General features: G+C 68.7%; 19 protein-coding genes and 1 riboswitch. Of the genes, 15 read left to right on the top strand and 4 right to left on the bottom strand.

Features of this window, described 5'->3' with window-relative positions; translation table 11 throughout:
• Nucleotides 1-126: 126 nt before the first annotated feature.
• The 3 genes from ABT009_RS26005 (at nt 127) to ABT009_RS25995 (ending at nt 2,273) form a co-directional block, all read left to right on the top strand.
• A complete protein-coding gene (locus ABT009_RS26005; RefSeq protein ID WP_351299539.1) occupies nt 127-447 on the top strand; it encodes a hypothetical protein in 321 nt (106 codons plus the stop codon).
• Between the two features lie 167 nt (nt 448-614).
• The gene (locus ABT009_RS26000) at nt 615-1,157 is read left to right on the top strand and encodes a hypothetical protein (protein WP_351299536.1); all 543 of its coding nucleotides are present in this window, start codon (nt 615-617) and stop codon (nt 1,155-1,157) included.
• 795 nt (nt 1,158-1,952) lie between these two features.
• A complete protein-coding gene (locus ABT009_RS25995; RefSeq protein ID WP_351299853.1) occupies nt 1,953-2,273 on the top strand; it encodes an SMI1/KNR4 family protein in 321 nt (106 codons plus the stop codon).
• Between the two features lie 311 nt (nt 2,274-2,584).
• Here the strand turns inward: ABT009_RS25995 and ABT009_RS25990 are convergent, their stop codons facing one another.
• Genes ABT009_RS25990 through ABT009_RS25980 form a run of 3 tightly spaced genes read right to left on the bottom strand, consistent with a single transcriptional unit; the run spans nt 2,585 to nt 3,615 of the window.
• A complete protein-coding gene (locus ABT009_RS25990) occupies nt 2,585-2,893 on the bottom strand; it encodes a hypothetical protein (RefSeq protein WP_351299535.1) in 309 nt (102 codons plus the stop codon).
• Between the two features lie 11 nt (nt 2,894-2,904).
• Nucleotides 2,905-3,252, bottom strand: coding sequence for a DUF6247 family protein (locus ABT009_RS25985; protein WP_351299532.1), 348 nt, complete (start codon nt 3,250-3,252; stop codon nt 2,905-2,907).
• A gap of 33 nt (nt 3,253-3,285) precedes the next feature.
• Nucleotides 3,286-3,615, bottom strand: a complete 330-nt coding sequence (locus ABT009_RS25980) for a hypothetical protein (protein WP_351299530.1) — start codon at nt 3,613-3,615, stop codon at nt 3,286-3,288.
• A 355-nt stretch (nt 3,616-3,970) separates the two neighbouring features.
• Here ABT009_RS25980 and ABT009_RS25975 point away from each other — a divergent pair, with 355 nt between their 5' ends.
• Complete coding sequence (locus tag ABT009_RS25975) at nt 3,971-4,336, top strand: hypothetical protein (protein ID WP_351299528.1); 366 nt, start codon at nt 3,971-3,973, stop codon at nt 4,334-4,336.
• A gap of 83 nt (nt 4,337-4,419) precedes the next feature.
• Here the strand turns inward: ABT009_RS25975 and ABT009_RS25970 are convergent, their stop codons facing one another.
• Complete coding sequence (locus ABT009_RS25970) at nt 4,420-4,863, bottom strand: hypothetical protein (protein ID WP_351299525.1); 444 nt, start codon at nt 4,861-4,863, stop codon at nt 4,420-4,422.
• Between the two features lie 540 nt (nt 4,864-5,403).
• On the opposite strand from ABT009_RS25970, the gene ABT009_RS25965 reads away from it, so the two are divergent.
• The 11 genes from ABT009_RS25965 to eno all read left to right on the top strand — a co-directional run bounded on the left by ABT009_RS25965 (nt 5,404) and on the right by eno (nt 17,883).
• On the top strand, nt 5,404-6,354 hold the full coding sequence (locus ABT009_RS25965) for a hypothetical protein (protein WP_351299522.1): 951 nt from the start codon (nt 5,404-5,406) through the stop codon (nt 6,352-6,354).
• A gap of 3 nt (nt 6,355-6,357) precedes the next feature.
• On the top strand, nt 6,358-8,091 hold the full coding sequence (locus ABT009_RS25960) for a peptidase M16 family protein (RefSeq protein ID WP_351299519.1): 1,734 nt from the start codon (nt 6,358-6,360) through the stop codon (nt 8,089-8,091).
• Nucleotides 8,092-8,409: 318 nt separating this feature from the next.
• Nucleotides 8,410-9,237, top strand: a complete 828-nt coding sequence (locus tag ABT009_RS25955) for a glycoside hydrolase domain-containing protein (protein ID WP_351299516.1) — start codon at nt 8,410-8,412, stop codon at nt 9,235-9,237.
• A gap of 51 nt (nt 9,238-9,288) precedes the next feature.
• Nucleotides 9,289-9,630: a hypothetical protein gene (locus ABT009_RS25950; protein WP_351299513.1), complete on the top strand. Its 342-nt coding sequence runs from the start codon at nt 9,289-9,291 to the stop codon at nt 9,628-9,630.
• Nucleotides 9,631-9,732: 102 nt separating this feature from the next.
• The gene (locus ABT009_RS25945) at nt 9,733-10,380 is read left to right on the top strand and encodes a type 1 periplasmic-binding domain-containing protein (RefSeq protein WP_351299510.1); all 648 of its coding nucleotides are present in this window, start codon (nt 9,733-9,735) and stop codon (nt 10,378-10,380) included.
• A gap of 209 nt (nt 10,381-10,589) precedes the next feature.
• Nucleotides 10,590-11,252, top strand: a complete 663-nt coding sequence (locus ABT009_RS25940; protein ID WP_351299507.1) for a SurA N-terminal domain-containing protein — start codon at nt 10,590-10,592, stop codon at nt 11,250-11,252.
• A gap of 94 nt (nt 11,253-11,346) precedes the next feature.
• Complete coding sequence (locus ABT009_RS25935) at nt 11,347-12,339, top strand: nucleoside triphosphate pyrophosphohydrolase (protein WP_351299505.1); 993 nt, start codon at nt 11,347-11,349, stop codon at nt 12,337-12,339.
• Nucleotides 12,340-12,651: 312 nt separating this feature from the next.
• Nucleotides 12,652-13,947: a cytochrome P450 family protein gene (locus tag ABT009_RS25930; protein WP_351299502.1), complete on the top strand. Its 1,296-nt coding sequence runs from the start codon at nt 12,652-12,654 to the stop codon at nt 13,945-13,947.
• 232 nt (nt 13,948-14,179) lie between these two features.
• Complete coding sequence (locus ABT009_RS25925; protein ID WP_351299500.1) at nt 14,180-15,121, top strand: transglycosylase family protein; 942 nt, start codon at nt 14,180-14,182, stop codon at nt 15,119-15,121.
• Between the two features lie 171 nt (nt 15,122-15,292).
• Nucleotides 15,293-15,522: riboswitch (cyclic di-AMP (ydaO/yuaA leader) on the top strand.
• 4 nt (nt 15,523-15,526) lie between these two features.
• Nucleotides 15,527-16,330, top strand: a complete 804-nt coding sequence (locus ABT009_RS25920; RefSeq protein WP_351299497.1) for a transglycosylase family protein — start codon at nt 15,527-15,529, stop codon at nt 16,328-16,330.
• Between the two features lie 257 nt (nt 16,331-16,587).
• Nucleotides 16,588-17,883, top strand: coding sequence for a phosphopyruvate hydratase (eno, locus tag ABT009_RS25915; RefSeq protein WP_351299494.1), 1,296 nt, complete (start codon nt 16,588-16,590; stop codon nt 17,881-17,883).
• The last annotated feature ends 19 nt before the right edge of the window (nt 17,884-17,902 follow it).

The raw sequence follows: 17,902 nt of genomic DNA, 5'->3' as shown, positions 1-17,902 counted from the left end.
TGCCAGAAGAGAGACGAAGAAATCAGCTGCATCGAAGCTACAGTGGAAAGCTTTCATCCCTCGTTTGAAGCATCTTTCCGCGCTCATACTGTCCACTTCATCAGGGCTGCCCTGAGAGACTTCAGGGTGAACTTGCAGGATCCTGGCTCCAGTGTCGCAGTTCGGGATGAAGAGGAATTCTTCGACAACCTCCATGCGCTGGTTGATCAAGACCCAGCGCCAGGCCTCGCTGCGCTCGTAATGGCCGTGTCCGAGTATGCGGATTGCCTGCGAAATCGCCCACTGGGCAGCCGGGAGGTCCTGGGCGTTCTGTCGTCTTGCTATGAGGCCGCCCTCAACGAGGAGCGCATTCCAAGAGTCACCCCCGACGCTGAACGTGAAAATGAAAACTGTCGGCGTGCTCTTGAAATGCAGCGCGACATGGTGATGAATTTCGCCGGACAGTGACAAGCTGCGGCAGTTTCGATTGGCCGTCTGGATGTGTGAATGTTGAGGAGTGAGATTGCGGAATGGCCTCGCCGAAGCGGCGCAGTTCCTGACGTGAACGACGCGCCTGCCACTGGACGGCACAGCGATCTCGAGCAATTTTGATCCCGATATTGTGGAGGAGTTGTATGGTCACTAATTTTGAGGCGAGCGCAAGTGACTGGGACTCCTGGATTCGGGAGATGCAGCGATTGGTGCAGGAATTCGTGTTCGGCTTTGAACGAATTCATGGCTTCAGTCCAGGTGAGCACGAGGTGGTCCGGGTATCTTCTTCGGAAGGCGCCGAGGCCGTGGATGCTTTGTCGGCCGCGGGAATTCGAGGTGACCTGCTGGGCTACTACACCAAGCTTGGGGCAGTGACACTCCCCGACCTTGAAAGCGGGATCTGGATCGACGATGCGCCTTCAGTCATCGAAGGGATCGCTGCAGGAAACTACCCAACCCGGTTGGAAGGTTCTCTGCAGGATTCGGTTACCGTTTTTGCAACGGACGGAGGGGGTGCGATGTTCGCGGTGAGCGCAACCAAGGGCTGTGTATATCGACTGTCTCTCGGCGCGCTTATCGGCTCTACCTATGAAGTGGATGATGCGGGATGGTCCGTCGCCGCCGACGACCTGTGGTCGTTCATGGATCAGTTGCGGAATGACCTCGCCGAAGCGGTCGGTTCCTAACACCAAGAGCGGATTGTGGGCTGAGGCCAGGGCGAACGTCCACCTGCCGTTCCTGCATGAGACTCTCCTAGGCATATACCATAAACGGTGCGTGGGTCGAACGCCGCGCGCACCAGTCCCGTCTCACGGCCAGATCAGCGGTGACGAGATATGTTTCCCCAAGTAGGCATCGAAGTCATCGTCTCCTGTGAGTCGGCAAGCGCTCGGGTCGCCGCGGTGAATTCGCGGTACATCACGCTGGAATGGCCATGGAGGGTGGTCGACAACTCCACGAATTTTCGGACGCCTTCGCTACCGTATGGCGAGTCCCACCCGGAGCAGGAAGCTGAAAGGGCAGAGTCAATTCAGCACGAAGAGCTGTTTGGGGCCACATCTGACCAGCTCAGGGAGGAGGCCTCACCCGATCCGGACGACGAACTTCTTTGGGCTGTGAGCGAGAAGTATCTTTGGTTGGTGCGCGATGTGGATCCTGCCGCCTTCGAAGACCCGGAAGGCTATTGGCGGAATCTGTACCACGAGACATGGGAAGAGGTGGGTTCTCCGCCTTTCCGTAACGGAGTGAGTCCCTTTCTAGGCTGATTAGATCCTGGTCGATGATCAATTGGGGCACTGGTTCTCGCCGCGGATTCGCTAGGTTGGAGGCTGGGGACTGTTCGAGGGAAGGCTAGGGGTATCCCATGTGGGCCGAGATCATTGAAAGTCTCTCCCCGGAGGCTGCTGTGCACGGGGCCGAGGGGGGGCGCTTGCAGAGATTGAGGCGGCTCTAGCGTGCAGCATCCCGAGTGATTTGCGCACCTGCTTCTGGAGGTCGGAGGCGTATCCGGGCGCAACGGACTTCCTGTCGTCTGGGGAGCGCGGGAGATCCTTCGGGAGAACATTGATCTGAGAAGGTCTTCGGATCTAAGAGAGCTCTATATGCCGTTCGACCCGATCTTGTTTTTCGGGGGAGGGCCGGGTGGCGATCTGTTCGGCTTTATTCGCGAGCCACAGCGCGATGGCGATGTCTTCGTATGGGATCACGAAAGTGACGGACGTTGGCGTGTGGCATTCTCGCTGCAGGAGTACCTTGAGTATTCTCTTAGCGAGGCGGGAGGCGACTGGTTCAGGGCCGGTTAACGGTTGTGCCGCTGGTGCTACCGATGACTGAGGTGTCGCTCCTTCATATCGAACCGCTCCGGGCCTTGGTCCACTCCGGTTCGGTATGAGTCGGGCGAGTTGCCAGGAAGTCCTCGGACAGCCGGGGTTTCTTTCCGGAGGTCGGCCTGGGAGAGCCAGCTCGCCGACGGCTACCCCGCCCTCGGCCTCACGCTCGAATTCGGCGCCGATGGCACGCTGGAAGCCTTGCGGAGTGCCTGCGAAACCGTCCGTTGGGTTGGCGACAGCACAGAGCGGGAGAAGTCCGGGGTGGGGAGTGCGGGGCGTCCGGGCTACTGCCAGAAGCACTCGTCGATCACGATCTGCGGATCGGTGGTGCGGGGTACGAAGTGGTACCGCAGCCATCCGCGTCCGTGGTCGAAGTAGAGAACGTGCTCACCGCCGGGGCGGGTGGACTGGACGGGTTCGACGCTCATTCCGGCTGGTAGATCGCGGTCGCTGTCGATGCCCCGGAAGTACGGGTCTTTCGCGGTGACGAGCTCCGCGCGTGCGGCGTCGACCAGCGCACGGGCCTGGGCGGGAAGGGCGTTCCTGTTGTCGTCGGCTTCCTTCGTCCAGTCGGCTTGCCAGGGTGGCCCCATGAATTCGCTTGTCACTGGCCGGGTTCCGTCTTCGCGGCCGTACGGCGGATGCCGCCGGCCTCTTCGATGAGGGCTTTCGCACGGGCGTAGTCGGATTCCTGGGCGGCCTCGTCCTCCAATTGATGGACCCTGGCTTCGAGCTGTGGGTCACGGGCGAGGGCGTATTCGCTCCACCAGCGGGCCATGAAGGCGGGGACGGGAGCGAGGTCGTAGGCGTCTGCGATGTCCCGGCGCCAGTGCCGGTCGAAGTCGACGAGGAGCTTCGGCGCGTACTGGGCGATGGCGGCGCGGAGCGCCTTCGGGTTCCTCTCGGGCATCGGGGGAACGGATGTCCCGCCCCCGAGGGGCGCGGTGGTCATGAGCGGCAGGTTCCTCTCTGCGGAGCGGATCGGTCAGGCTGCGGCGGGGAGCGAGGGGGTTACGGGGCCGCCTGCCTCGGGATACGGCTCCGCTTCCCTGGCTCGGCTCTTTCGTACCGCGGCGCGGATCTTGGCGACGCGGTCGCGCTTGACTCCGAGCAGTCGCGCGCCGTGTTCGACGCGGCCGTACGGGATGGGGTTGGCCGGAGTCCTCGTGGTGGCGGCATAGACGAGCTCGGCGAGCCTTTCCCGCTCCTGCCGCATCGTCTCTTCCGCCTGGCGGATGACCTCCTGCTGGCGTGCGATGGCGATCAGTGTCGGCGTCCTCAGGTCTTCCTGGTACCGCGCGTCCTCAGCGCTCATGCGGCCGAGCATGACACACGACTGTCGCGCCTAACAATTGATTCTGCCGGTATGCACTCTGGCGTGGAGGGCCGTGAGGCAATCCGCGGCCCGACGGGGCCACAGGTGACAGGTGGCCCGTGTTTGACGCCCCGCCGCTGTGATCGGACAACACCGGTCACGCGGCGACCGCCGGCGCTCGTACGGCGCGCACGCCGCGCCGACCATGCCTCATCGATTTCGGGCCGGAGTGGTATAGCGGCTGTCCGCGCGAGTCGGCAAATCTGCGTGGGTCGTCTGTAATCCGCAGTCCATTCGCGCTGATGGTCGGCGGCAGAACCGAGTGGGTGAGGCGAAGGGTGCCTGAATGTCCAATATGGTGACCGTCGAGGTCTGGGATCCCTCGTATCAGCACTCAAAGGTTCCTCTGTCGGACCTCGCGGACGTGTACCGATCGATTCCAGCGACCGCATCCCTCGGGCTGACACTGGACGATGGTGAGGACGACTGTGTCATGGTGACTGTCGAGTCTGATTTCTCGACGGTCACGGCACTTCGGGAGCGGACGTTCTACAACCTCCAGATCTCCGACGGCTCCGAAGATGTGGTGATAACCGCCGCCGGTGAGGAGATCACCTGGCCAAAAGGTTGTCTCCTGCCCCGGGAGATGGGCGTCCAAGTTCTGCTGGAGGCCGAGGACCGGGATGCGGTGTGGAATCGGTACGCATGGGTCGAACAATGAGCCCCCGGCTTCCCGGGTTCCATTGCGGGACGCTCGGCCGCCGGGCGGAGGCGCCCGGCGGTCTACGCCGACCCCGCGATCCCTCAGCGAGTGACCGGGAGCGCCGAAGTGAACCGTCGGCCGTCCCCCCGGGTCTGGACCGGGAACGTGACCTTCAGGCCCTTCTCCTGGCCGGCGACCGTCAGATGCGTGACCATGGTCAGGCCCAGGAAGCCCTTTTTGGGTTCCGCGGCCGAGACGTAGGGGCGCGGGAGGTTCATCTGGAGGCGGCCCGGCTTGCCGCCGCCCGCGCCGTCGAAGAACAGCAGACGCTGGTCGGTCACGACGATGTACATCGGGCGGGGGCGGACGGTCGCCACCACCGTTCCCGCGCTGAGTACGCCGACCACGGCCGCCGTGAGGGCCTGCTTGCGCACGGACACCGAACCGACCGCCGCCAGGGTGGTGAGTTCGACCTGCTCGCCCTCTATCAGCAAGGGGGCCGCGGTCTCGAGCAGTTGGCGGTTGCGGCGGGCGTTGAGTGCCACGGTGGACTCCGGTGGATAGAGGACGGACGGGGGATGGATGGGGACGGTCAGGGGCAGTGGGTCACGGGGCGTGCCTACCGGCCCGCCGGTCCGGTCGGCGGAGGCGCAGGACGAACTGAAGACGCGTGACCGAAGCGCGTCCCGAGCATGTGTGGGGGGTGGTGCGAAGCGAGCCGCAGCAGAAATGCATGACCGCCGGGTTCATGGCACTTCGTGGGCGCGCAGCGGAGCGCATGGAGGTGCGGGGAGGCGAACACGCCAAGCCCCCCGACGCGGGCTCCAGTCCCGGCCGCCCATCGCGGTTCAGGTGCCGGGGCCGCTCGCTCGCGCAGTCAGTCTTCCACGCAAGGTGCAGACCAGAAGCAAGCTCAGGGCAAGGCAGTGCCAAGTGAGCATCAAGGCGGGGTCAAGCACACCCAAACCAGACCCAAGCCGAACCCAAATCGACGGCCAGTAGCCCCACGTGCCCCCTTATGTCCGTCGTGTGGTCGCCCCATCGCCACCGATAGCCGGTCACTTACGCCATTTACCATCCGCTCCATGCCAACCGCCGCACCCCTGCCGCCCCCCGACTTCCAGCTCGCCTCGGCGTTCCCCGAGGCCGCCTGGCTGGAGCAGGCCGCCGCCGCGAACGACTGGGCCGCGGTTCGCCAGTACGTCGACGGGCTTCCGCACGGGACCAACCGGAGCTTCGCCTTCGGTGTGCTGGCAGACGTCCCGGGTGTGGAACAACCCCTGCGCGAGTTCGTCGCCGCGGTACCGACCGACGTCTTCGCCCTGACGCTTCTCGGGACCCGTGAGGTGCGGCTGGGCTGGGACGTCAGGACGTCGGCCCGCGCCGAGCACGTGAGCAGGGAGCAGTTCGCCCAGTTCCACGCGTACTTGCGGCGTGCCGAGCAACTGCTCATCCGGGCCACCGCCCTCGACCCGTCCCACGACGCGGCCTGGTCCGAGCGCCTCAACACCGCCAGGGGACTCCAGCTCGGGCAGAACGAGGCGCGGCGCCGGTACGACCGGCTGGCCGCGTACCACCCGAGCCATTTCTCCGGTCAGTCACGGCTGTTGCAGCAGCTGTGCCCGAAGTGGAGCGGCAGCTGGGAAGCGGCGCACGGCTTCGCCCGGGAGTGCATGCTGAACGCTCCCGAAGGCGCGCTGAACGGCGGACTCGTGGCCGAGGCGCACCTCGAGCACTGGCTCGACCTCCGCGACAAGGAAAAGCGGACCGAATACCTGCGCCAGGCCTACGTCCGGTCCGAACTCACCGAGGCCGCCCAGCGGTCCGTGCTCCACCCGGCCTTTCAACGCCCCTACGGATGGGTCAGCGTCCAGGGCGCCTTCGCCGCGCTCTTCTCCCTCATCGGGGACACGGAGAGCGCCGCCGTCCACTTCCGGGCGATGGGCAACCTGGCCTCCGAATTTCCCTGGGAGTACCTCGGCGACCCCGTAGAGGCCTTCACCCGACACCGTGCCGCCGCACTCGCGAGAGGCTGAACCATGAGCCAGACCATCCACTCCACCGAGGTCGACGGCATACCCACGCTCTTCGCGTACTCCGCAGGACCGATGCGAGCCGGGCTGGTCTTCCGCGTCGGCGTCGCCGACGAGACGCTGAGCCGGGCCGGCGTCACACACCTGGTGGAGCACCTGGCACTGCACCGCCAGGGCCTGGCCGACTACCACTTCAACGGCGCGACCAAGGCCGCGTTCACCCACTTCCACGTGGAGGGCGCCGAGCACGAGATCGTCGCCTATCTGGACGGCGTGTGCACCTCGCTGGCCGACCTGCCGATGGAGCGCCTGGAGACCGAGAAGGAGATCCTGCGCACCGAGGAGGCCCGCCGCGACCCCGGCCAACTCGCGCTGTGGCGCTACGGAGCACAGGGCTACGGCCTGCCCAGCTACCCGGAGTGGGGAGTGCGGCAGCTGCGCCCGGAGGACGTACATCACTGGGCGGGGACCTGGTTCACCAGGGACAACGCCGCGCTGTGGATCGCCGGGGAACGGCTCCCGGCCGGGCTGAGGCTCAAGCTGCCCGCCGGCGCCCGCCGCCCCATGCCGGCCGTCACCTCCGCCCTCCCCGAGAGACCCGCCTACTTCTCGGAGGGCACGGGCGGTGTGCTGCTGGACTGCGTACCGGCGGACACCACCGCGGCCCGCCTTTACTCGGGGGTCCTGGAGCGCGAGCTGTCGCGCGCACTGCGCCAGGAGGGCGGCTACTCCTACACGGCCGCGACCTCCTACGAGTCGCGCCGCGACGGGTTCGCGGTCGTCACGGCCTTCGCGGACGCCCTGCCCGCCAAGCAGGACGCGGTGCTCGGCGGCTTCGTCGACGTCCTGGCCAAGCTCCAGGCCGGCCGGATCGAGCCGGCCGATCTGGAGGCGGTGCGCACGCGCGCCGACGCCGCGCTGACGGCCCCCGACGGAGCGGTACGGCGGCTGCCCGGCGCGGCGGAGGACCTCCTCGCGCATCGGCCGCTGCGCGGCACCGACGAGCTGCGGTCCGAACTGTGGGCCACGACGCCGGGGCATCTGCACGCGGTCGCACTGGAGGCCGCCGGGACGGCGCTGATGCAGGTGCCCACGGGCCACAGGGCCGACTGGGCCGGGTTCGCGGCGGCCCCGACCGCCTCGCTCCACGCCGTCGCCGGGAAGCAGTTCCCCTCGGTGCGCAAGGACGGTTCGGCGCTGGTCGTCGGGGACGAGGGCGTCAGCCTGACCACGGAGAAGCGGACGATCACGGTGCTCTACCGCGAGTGCGCCGCCCAGCTGAGCTGGCCCGACGGCGGTCGCCAACTCGTCGGCAGCGACGGCCTGGCCGTACAGGTGGAGCCGGGGCTGTACGGGATCGACGCCCATACGATGGCGACCATCGACGCGGCGGTGCACCCGGCCGCCACGGTCTGGCTGCCGCCCCGGCAGCAGCCCAGAGCCGACGCGGGGGCCGCCGCCGACGGAGCGAGTCCGGCGCGGTCCGGACGGCCGGCACCCGCACGACGCACGGGCGCGCAGACGGCGGGACTGGTCATCTTCGGCGTGCTCGCGGGTCTCTGGTCCCTCGTGGCCGCCGCCTACACCATCTTCGGGGTCTCGGATCCGGAGACCACTACCGGCGAATGGGCCGCCCTGACGGTCTTCCTCTGGATCGTCGCCGCCGGGCTGGCGTTGCCCGCCGTCCGGATCCAGCGGCGGACTCGGCGTACCTCTGGGCCAGGCGCCGGGACGTCCTGAAGGTCTCGCCGGTCTGCTCCCTCTGGTTTTGCTGTGCCTGGTTTTGCTGTGCCTTGGGGGATTCTTGTGGTGATCAAGGCGCGATGTTTCCCGCCCGGCCCGGAACGGTCGGTTACGGTTCGATCCGCTCAGAAAGCGGTGTCATGCAAGCGATGGAGGGCGCGTCCATGCCCCTTCCGCCGTGACTGGGCGTCAGCCGTGTTTGTTCAGCTCCCGGCCTATGCGTCCTGCGCGCGTCCGGCACGTCCGGCGTGCCCGGTGCAGGGCACGTGGCGGAGCTTCTCTCGTAGTCGACCTCGTGTCGTGAATGGGGTGGGGATGTCCAGCCATCGGGCGTCTAGGAAGAGTCGGTACATCGCCTGGGCCGCGGCAGGTGCAGCGGTGCTCGCGGGAGCCGGCATCGCGGCCCAGAACTCCCTGGCCACCACCAGCTGGCCGGCGGCCAAGGTCTACACGGGCCGTGCCTTCGACACCTGCGCCGCGCCCTCCCTGTCCGCGATGAAGGCCTGGCACACCGGCTTCTACGGGGCCGCCGCCGTGTACGTGGGTGGCAAGAACCGCGGCTGCTCCCAGCCGAACCTCACCGCGTCCTGGGTGAAGTCGGTCAGCTCCGTCGGCTGGAAGCTCATCCCGATCTACGTGGCGGCCCAGCCGCCCTGCCAGACGGGGTCGAGCCCCGAGACCATCAACGCGAGCACCGCCGCCTCGCAGGGCGCCGCCGACGGTGCGGACGCGGTCGCCAAGGCGTCCGCACTCGGCATGAAGGCGGGCAGCGGGCTCTACCTGGACATGGAGCCGTACGACATCACCAACACGTCCTGCAACAACGCGGTCCTGACGTACGTGCGCGCCTGGCACAAGGCCGTCAACGCGAAGCAGTACCGGAGCGGTTTCTACGGGTTCAGCAGCTCCAGCGCGAAGGCGCTGGCCACCGCGACCGACCGCACGAACCTGCCCGGGAACCTCTGGTACGCCAAGTGGGACCAGGTCAACACCACGACCACCGACTGGCCGTTCGCCTCGACGCTCTACACCGGGCACCACCGCGGCCACCAGTACATGGTCAACAGCAAGGAGTCGCGCGGCGGTTACACCATCACCGTCGACCGCGACGCCTGGGACGCGCCGGTGGCCATCACCGGCTGAGCCGGGCTGAGCCGAGGCCGAATCCGAAGGAACCGATCGAGGGAGCAGGGGATGAGGATCGAAAGGTTGCCGGTGCTGAGGTTGCCAGTGCTGGGGCCGCTCGCCGTCCGGGCGGGTCTTGCGGCGCTTCCCGTCGTCAGCCTGGGGCTGCTGTGCCCTGTCCCCTCGCTCGTGATCGCGCTGAGGAGGGGCGGCCGCGCGGACTGGGGCGCCTTCGGAGTCTTCAGCGCGGTGCTGGTGGCGTGGGTCCTTGAGCTCGCTCTGACGCCCGAGACCACGCACGGTATGGCGTTCGCGGACGACACGCTGCTGATCCTCCTGTCGATGGCGGGAGCCTCGGTGCACGCCTGGACGGTCTGGCCCCGCCGCATGGGACGCCCCGGGTACCGGTAGTACGCCCCAGGCACCGGTAGCCGGACACAAGGCCGCACCGGAGGCGCAGGCAAGAGGCGGCAGGCAAGAGAAGGCAACACACGAGAGAAGCGAGCCGAACAGGTGGCCAAGCGGGTCAGACAGGTGCTCCAGGCGCAGCGGGCGAAGACGGCGCGCGAGACGGCACAGCTGTCGCGCGTCGCCGCACGCGCTCGTGGCGTCGTCCGCCGGCTGAGGACGCTGACCGGCCGGCAGATCACGGTCACCGCCACCGCCCTCGTCGTGGTGGCCGCGGTTGCCGTTGCGGGGTTCCTCGTCTTCCGGGACGACGGGAGGCCGCCGATCCCGGACACCCGGGCTCGGCACTACACAGAGGTCGACGCCTGCCTGCTGACCGGCAAGAAGGGGATCACGGCCGGGACCACCGCCGCCGAGGTCTGGCAGGGCATGCAGGACGCGTCGCTCAAGACGCACGCGCGCGTGAGCTACGTACCGGTGACGGGCGAGCAGTCCGCGGCCAACGCGCGGCCGTATCTGAACGGCCTGCTGCAGCGCTCGTGCGACGTCGTCCTCGCGACGGGCGGGCCCGAGGTGAAGGCCGCCGCCGAGGCCGCGCCGCAGTACCGGAAGGTGGGGTTCGTACTCGTGGGCGCAGGCGCCGAGCGGGGCGGAAGCGCCCGGCCCCGGAACGTGACCGTCACGAAGACCGGGGACGGGCTGCGGGCCGACGTGGCGGGGGCGGTCGAGCGAGCGGTCGACGCGCAGGAGTAGGGAGACGCGCAGGAGTAGGGAAGGACAGGCGGGGGACGGGCCGGGACAGGCGGCGCCTGGCCGGTGCCGTAACGCGCTGCGAATCGTTGGTTCTGGGGCATCCCCTGCACGAAGTGCTTGTGGAGGGGTGGCCGAGAGCGTGGCCACTGCCTACCATCGATCACCGCAAGACTTTGTGCACCGTCGCACAATCTCCTCGGGAGGTTTCCTTGCACCGCCGCCGTCGCCGCATCGCGCTCGCCGTCTCCTCTGTGGCACTCCTTGCCGCAACCCCGCTGCTCACCGCCTGCGGAAACGATGCACGTCCCGGGGCCGCGGCCGTCGTCGGCGGCGACCGGATCACGGTCGCACAGCTGGAGAGCCGGGTGTCCGAGGTACGGGACGCCCAGCGCGCCGCCACGTCGGACGACACGCAGTACGCGCAGGCCATCGCCAGTACCGGCGGCCTCACCCGTGACACCCTCCACACCCTGGTCCTCGACCGGGTGGTGCATCGCGCGGCCACCGACGCCGGGGTGCACGTCACACGCAAGCAGGTCCAGGACGCGCGGACGGGCCTCGAGCAGCAGGCCGGCGGCGCGAAGCAGCTGGAGGCGGCCTGGCTGCAGCAGTACAGCGTCGCCCCGGAGCGCGTCGACGAGAGCCTCCGCACCGAACTGGAGGCCCAGGAGCTCGCGAAGCGGCTCGGTGCCGACATGAACACGTCGGCGGGCCAGGCCACGTTCTGGAAGGCGCTCTCCGACGCGTCGAAGGCGCTCGACGTCGACCTGAACCCGCGGTACGGCACCTGGGACGTGGAGAAGAGCCGGCGCGCGGACGCCAAGACGCCGTGGATCCGCGAGGTGACGTCGGCGGGGAACAAACAGGCGTAGGCGTCGCGGCGGCAGACCGCGGGGCCGGGCGGTGCGCGCTGTCCGGCGCCCGGAGCGCCGGGGCGATGTCGGTGTCGTGGGTTACGTTCGATGCGTGAACGCAACCAGCTCCGATGACCCCGGCCGCATCGTCCTGCTCACCACCAGCCATCGCGTCGCGCCCGGCCTGCTGTCGTGGCCCGCGTGGCAGGTGCTCCGCACGGCCGACCGCGTGCTGTGCGCGGACGCGGCGCACCCGCAGCTGCCTTATCTGCGGGACGCGGGCATCGAGGTCGAGCAGGCGGCCCCCACGGCCCAGGAGCTGGTGGACGCCTGCGCGGGCGGGCGGACGGTGACCGTCGTCGCCACGGGCGAGGGCGAGCCGCGGCTGACCGACGGCCTTGCGCGGCTGGCCGGCTCGGGCCGCGTCCAGATGCCCGATCTGGAGCTGCTCCCCGGCTCGTACGACCTGCCGGGTGCCCGCCTCCTCGACCTCGTCCAGGTCATGGACCGCATCCGCACCGAATGCCCCTGGTCCTCCACCCAGACGCACCAGGGCCTCGCCAAGTACGGCATCGAGGAGGCGTACGAACTCGTCGAGGCCATCGAGTCGGGCGACCGCGACGAACTGCGGGAGGAGCTGGGCGACGTGCTGCTCCAGGTCGTCTTCCACGCCCGTATCGCACAGGAGGGTCGACCCGAGGACGGGACCGAGGCGTTCTCCATCGACGACGTGGCGGGCACGATCGTCGAGAAGCTCATCCACCGCCACCCCCACGTCTTCGGCGACGACACCGCGGAGACACCCGAGGAGGTCAAGGCGCACTGGCTGCGTACCAAGGCGGTCGAGAAGCAGCGCACATCCGTGACCGAGGGCATCCCGCTGCACCAGCCCGCCCTCGCGCTCGCCGCCAAGCTCGCGTCGCGCACCCGCACGGCCGGGCTCGACGTCCCTCTCCCCGTCGGCGACGGCATCGGGTACGAACTGCTGGCACTGGCCGCACGCGCCGAAGCGGAGGGCATCGACCCGGAAACAGCACTGCGAGCGGCGGCCCGCTCGTACCGCGACGCGATACGGGTCGCGGAGGAGGGCGCCGCCGCGGGCTGAGCGCCGGCCCGGGGGCCTGCCGCCGACGCGTCGGCCGGGCCTGCCGCCGCCGTGGTCGGCTCGGGTCGGCACCGCCGGAAGACAGGCCGCCGGGAGCCGCGGGGTGTGGCGGCTCGCCGCCCCCTGGCGTCGACCTGGAGACGGCGCTGCCCGCTCCGGCCGTGACGCGACACGCACCGCGGAGGAGGGCGCCGCCGCGGGCTGAGCGCCGGCCGGGCAGGCGGGCGCGCCCGGTGCGACGGGCTGCCCCCTCGCTGCCGCCCAGCCCGCCCGCAGTCCGCCCTCACCGCGGACTGCGGATACGGTCGAGACGTGCACGATCAGAACCCGGCCGGGACCCCCGCAGAGGGACCCGCTCCCGCAGAGGAACCCGCCCCCGAGCTCTTCACCTGGGAGTTCGCCGCCGACCCGTACCCCGCGTACGCCTGGCTGCGCGAGCACGCGCCCGTGCACCGCACCAGGCTGCCCAGCGGGGTCGAGGCCTGGCTCGTGACCCGGTATGCGGACGCGCGGCAGGCGCTCGCCGACCAGCGGCTGTCGAAGAACCCGGCGCACCACGACGAGCCCGCGCACGCGAAGGGCAAGACGGGCATCCCCGGGGAGCGCAAGGCGGAGCTGATGACGCATCTGCTCAACATCGACCCGCCGGACCACACACGGCTGCGGCGGCTGGTGTCGAAGGCGTTCACGCCGCGCCGCGTGGCGGAGTTCGCGCCGCGCGTGCAGGAACTCACCGACCGCCTCATCGACCAGTTCGCAGGCAAAGGAACCGCCGACCTCATCCACGAGTTCGCCTTTCCCCTTCCCATTTACGCCATTTGCGACATGCTCGGTGTTCCCCGCGAGGACCAGGACGACTTCCGGGACTGGGCGGGCATGATGATCCGGCACGGCGGCGGGCCGCGCGGGGGCGTCGCCCGGTCCGTGAAGAAGATGCGCGGCTATCTCGCCGAGCTGATCCACCGCAAGCGCGAAGGCCTGCGCGAGGACGGCGACGACGACCTCATCTCCGGGCTCATCCGCGCTTCCGACCACGGCGAGCACCTCACCGAGAACGAGGCGGCCGCGATGGCGTTCATCCTGCTCTTCGCAGGGTTCGAGACGACCGTCAACCTCATCGGGAACGGCACCTACGCGCTGCTGCGCAACCCCGTCCAGCGCGAGCGGCTGCAGAAGTCCCTCGCGGCGGGCGAGACGGACCTGCTCGCCACGGGAGTCGAGGAACTCCTCCGCTACGACGGGCCGGTGGAGCTCGCCACCTGGCGGTTCGCGACCGAGGCGCTCACCATCGGCGGGCAGCACATCGCACCCGGCGACCCCGTCCTCGTCGTGCTCGCCGCCGCCGACCGCGATCCCGAGCGATTCGCCGAACCCGACACCCTCGACCTGGCCCGACGCGACAACCAGCACCTCGGATACGGGCACGGCATCCACTACTGCCTGGGCGCACCGCTCGCCCGGCTGGAGGGCCAGACGGCCCTCGCCACGCTGCTGAAGCGCCTTCCCGACCTGCAACTCGATGCGGATCCCGACGATTTGAGGTGGCGCGGCGGGCTCATCATGCGGGGCCTGCGGACGCTGCCGGTGCGCTTCACCCCGCAGCCGTAGCCGACCTGGCCAAGAAGCGACTCGAGGAGCGACTCGAGTAGCGACTCGAGGCGGCAGCTGACGCTCCGTCAACCTTGTGACTTTCACGTGATCTCCGCTGCATCGACTTGTGACAAGCGTTCGACTCCCGCTACTTTCACCGTCGACTCGGGTATCAGCTGTCCCAGTCGACCCAGTCTTGCCCGGTTGGCTCCGTCTGCCGGGTAAGTCCCCGACCGCGAAAGGCAACCGCATGCTCTCCGGGAACGGCCGACACCGTCGCCCCCGCCAGGCTCCGGCCCTCATCGTCGCGGCGGGGGTGGCCGGATCAGCCATCGCGATCCCGTTGCTCGGTGCCACCAGCGCCGGCGCCGCGGACGCCTCCACCTGGGACCACCTCGCCGAGTGCGAGAGCGGCGGCGCGTGGAGCGCGAACGAAGGCGACGGCCACTACGGCGGTCTGCAGCTCACACAGGAGACCTGGGAGAACTACGGCGGTCTCGACTACGCCCCGAGCGCGGACAAGGCGAGCCGTTCGCAGCAGATAGCCGTCGCCGAGAAGATCCTCGCGGACGAGGGACCCAAGGCGTGGCCGACGTGCTCTCTCCTTGTCGGTCTCACCAAGGGCGAGGCCGCGGCGGACGTCGACACGGGTGTGTCGAAGGACACGTCGGACTCCTCGTCCGACACGTCGTCCGGTTCCTCGGACGCGGCGGAGCCCTCGGCGTCCGACGAGCCGACCGACGACTCCTCCGCTGCCGCCGATGACTCGGCAGCCTCCGGCGAGTCCAAGGGGGGCAAGCAGGGCGATTCGGGCAAATCCGATAAGTCCAGCGAGGTCGACGGTAGTTCGCCCTCGGATTCGGCCGCCGCAGACGCCGCCGAGTCTGCCGAGTCCCCGTCCGAAGGTGCGGGAGCCGGCCGGCACCGCGGCGACAGCGCCCAGGAGGGCGCCGACACGCGCTCCTCCGACCCCTCCGGCCGCCACGCGTCGCGCTCCGACGCGGACCGGGGCGACGACGGCTCGTACACCGTGCGCACCGGTGACAACCTCTGGGCGATCGCCGACGCCCATGACGTCAAGGGTGGATGGACCGCCCTCTACGAGGAGAACAAGAAGACCGTCGGCGCCGACCCCGACCTCATCCTCCCCGGTCAGACCCTGGATCTCGGTCTCGAATCGGCCGGTAAATAGCGATAGTTCAGGGCTAATTGTCCGTTTTGGTGCGAGTGAGAGATGAGTCTCAGAAGCCCTGATCGTCTTTGAAATCCGCTCTGGCGGATGTTTACGGTCGTGACCGCTCGCCACAGCGAGCACTCGCGGTCGTCACGCCGAATCCTGCCGACGGCCATGCGGGTTCAGTCGTCGCGTCCAGCGCCGTAGGCAGGAGCGGGGGACCCAAGGTTTGTGCCGGCAACGGCAGTTGAGCAGCTGAGCACATGGTCTCGGCTGGCGACGGCCAGAACCGGCTTGGGGTGAAGTCGCACGCAACGAAACGTGCGACCGGGCAACTCTTCCCAAGCTCCTGAGGAGCAGGGGATACCCCATCGGCCCGAACCCGACAGCTCACCTCGCAGGCGTCGGTGAGGGGATCACTCCATGCTGCGTTCCAGCAAGGGCACGCACCGTCGCCCGTCCGTTCTCGGCCGCACTTCTCGCATCGCCGCACTCGCCGGTGTGACCGGCGTCGCCATCGCCGCTCCGCTGATGACGGCCGGCACCGCCTCCGCCGCCACCGCCACCGAGTGGGACGCCGTCGCCCAGTGCGAGTCGGGCGGCAACTGGTCCATCAATACCGGCAACGGCTACTACGGCGGCCTGCAGTTCTCGGCCTCCACGTGGGCCGCCTACGGCGGTACGCAGTACGCCGCGACGGCCGACAAGGCCACCAAGGAACAGCAGATAACCGTCGCCGAGAAGGTCCTGGCGGCTCAGGGCAAGGGCGCCTGGCCGACCTGTGGCGTGAACCTCTCCAACACCCCGTACGAGGGCGGCTCGACCACCGCCACCACGGACTCCGCCACCACGGACTCCGCCACCACTCAGCAGAGTGACGGCACCCAGCAGAGCGAGTCGAGCCAGAGCACGACCGAGCAGAGCACGACCACGCCGAGCACGACCGAGCAGAGCACGACCGCGCCGAGCACCACCGAGCAGGGCACGGAGGAGCAGACCGCCTCCGGCTCCGAGGGCAGCGGCGCGACCGCGACCGTCGAGACCCCGACCGGCGAGAAGGTCAAGAAGGGTGACGGCGAGTACAAGGTCGCGGAGGGCGACACCCTCGGCAAGATCGCCAAGAGCCACAAGGTCAAGGGCGGCTGGAAGAAGCTGTTCGAGCTGAACAAGGACGTCGTCCAGGACTGCAACGTCATCTACCCGGGCCAGCAGCTCCACCTCGGCTGAGAGATCCCTCTCCCGTAGATCTCCCCAGACCCCTCGCCCCGGCGCGTGTCCCCCCGCGCGCCGGGGCGAGGTTCGTCCCGGTGCGTGCGCGTAGGCACCGGGATGCCGTCTCACTTTGTTTCGTTCAGAAACAATTTGCTTTCAGTTTGTCCACGGGCCGGTCGGTCGGCTGGCCGTTGCCCTGGAGGCGGATAGGCTCTTGTCGCAAGGCCGAAGTCATACAGCCCCGCACTTCCAGCGTCACATCCCAGAAGGAGATGCTCGTGCCGTCCATCGACGTCGTCGTAGCCCGGGAAATCCTGGACTCCCGAGGCAACCCCACGGTCGAGGTCGAGGTCGGCCTCGACGACGGCAGCACCGGTCGTGCCGCCGTACCGTCCGGTGCGTCCACCGGTGCGTTCGAGGCCCTCGAGCTCCGTGACGGAGACGCCAACCGCTACGGCGGCAAGGGCGTCGAGAAGGCCGTCCTCGCCGTCATCGAGCAGATCGGCCCGGAGCTCGTCGGGTACGACGCCACCGAGCAGCGCCTGATCGACCAGGCGATGTTCGACCTGGACGCCACCCCGGACAAGTCGTCGCTCGGCGCCAACGCCATCCTCGGCGTCTCGCTCGCCGTCGCCCACGCCGCCTCCGAGGCCTCCGACCTCCCGCTCTTCCGCTACCTGGGCGGCCCCAACGCGCACCTGCTGCCGGTGCCGATGATGAACATCCTGAACGGCGGCTCGCACGCCGACTCCAACGTGGACATCCAGGAGTTCATGATCGCCCCGATCGGCGCGGAGTCCTTCTCCGAGGCCCTGCGCTGGGGCACCGAGGTCTACCACACCCTCAAGAAGGTGCTGAAGAGCCGCGGCCTGTCCACCGGCCTCGGCGACGAGGGCGGCTTCGCCCCGAACCTCGGCTCCAACCGCGAGGCCCTCGACCTCATCCTCGAGGCCATCAAGGAGGCCGGCTACGCCCCCGGCGAGCAGATCGCCCTCGCCCTCGACGTCGCCGCCTCCGAGTTCTACAAGGACGGCAAGTACCTCTTCGAGGGCAAGGAGCGCTCCGCCGCCGAGATGACGGAGTACTACGAGGAGCTCGTCGCGGCCTACCCGCTCGTCTCCATCGAGGACCCGCTGTTCGAGGACGACTGGGCCGGCTGGAAGGTCATCACCGACAAGCTCGGCGACAAGGTCCAGCTGGTCGGCGACGACCTGTTCGTCACCAACCCCGAGCGCCTCGCCCGCGGCATCGAGGACGGCGCCGCCAACGCCCTGCTGGTCAAGGTCAACCAGATCGGCTCCCTGACCGAGACCCTGGACGCCGTCGAGCTGGCCCAGCGCAGCGGCTTCAAGTGCATGATGTCGCACCGCTCCGGCGAGACCGAGGACGTCACCATCGCCGACCTGGCCGTCGCCACCAACTGCGGCCAGATCAAGACCGGTGCCCCGGCCCGCTCCGAGCGCGTCGCCAAGTACAACCAGCTGCTGCGCATCGAGGAGATCCTCGACGACGCCGCGGTGTACGCCGGCCGCAGCGCGTTCCCGCGGTTTCGCTCTGCGAACCAGTAAGCAGAGCAAGGGCTGACGC

Source organism: Streptomyces sp. NPDC002896, from assembly GCF_040295225.1.
Taxonomy (GTDB): domain Bacteria; phylum Actinomycetota; class Actinomycetes; order Streptomycetales; family Streptomycetaceae; genus Streptomyces.
This window is presented reverse-complemented; position numbering and strand designations above follow the sequence as displayed.

Coding starts and splice junctions, on each gene's coding strand:
- eno (WP_351299494.1), top strand. CDS start 16,588: ATGCTCGTGCCGTCCATCGACGTCGTCGTAGCCCGGGAAATCCTGGAC.
- ABT009_RS25960 (WP_351299519.1), top strand. CDS start 6,358: ATGAGCCAGACCATCCACTCCACCGAGGTCGACGGCATACCCACGCTC.
- ABT009_RS25980 (WP_351299530.1), bottom strand. CDS start 3,615: ATGAGCGCTGAGGACGCGCGGTACCAGGAAGACCTGAGGACGCCGACA.
- ABT009_RS25950 (WP_351299513.1), top strand. CDS start 9,289: ATGAGGATCGAAAGGTTGCCGGTGCTGAGGTTGCCAGTGCTGGGGCCG.
- ABT009_RS25920 (WP_351299497.1), top strand. CDS start 15,527: ATGCTGCGTTCCAGCAAGGGCACGCACCGTCGCCCGTCCGTTCTCGGC.
- ABT009_RS25975 (WP_351299528.1), top strand. CDS start 3,971: ATGGTGACCGTCGAGGTCTGGGATCCCTCGTATCAGCACTCAAAGGTT.
- ABT009_RS25990 (WP_351299535.1), bottom strand. CDS start 2,893: ATGGGGCCACCCTGGCAAGCCGACTGGACGAAGGAAGCCGACGACAAC.
- ABT009_RS25955 (WP_351299516.1), top strand. CDS start 8,410: ATGTCCAGCCATCGGGCGTCTAGGAAGAGTCGGTACATCGCCTGGGCC.
- ABT009_RS26000 (WP_351299536.1), top strand. CDS start 615: ATGGTCACTAATTTTGAGGCGAGCGCAAGTGACTGGGACTCCTGGATT.
- ABT009_RS25925 (WP_351299500.1), top strand. CDS start 14,180: ATGCTCTCCGGGAACGGCCGACACCGTCGCCCCCGCCAGGCTCCGGCC.
- ABT009_RS25985 (WP_351299532.1), bottom strand. CDS start 3,252: ATGACCACCGCGCCCCTCGGGGGCGGGACATCCGTTCCCCCGATGCCC.
- ABT009_RS25965 (WP_351299522.1), top strand. CDS start 5,404: ATGCCAACCGCCGCACCCCTGCCGCCCCCCGACTTCCAGCTCGCCTCG.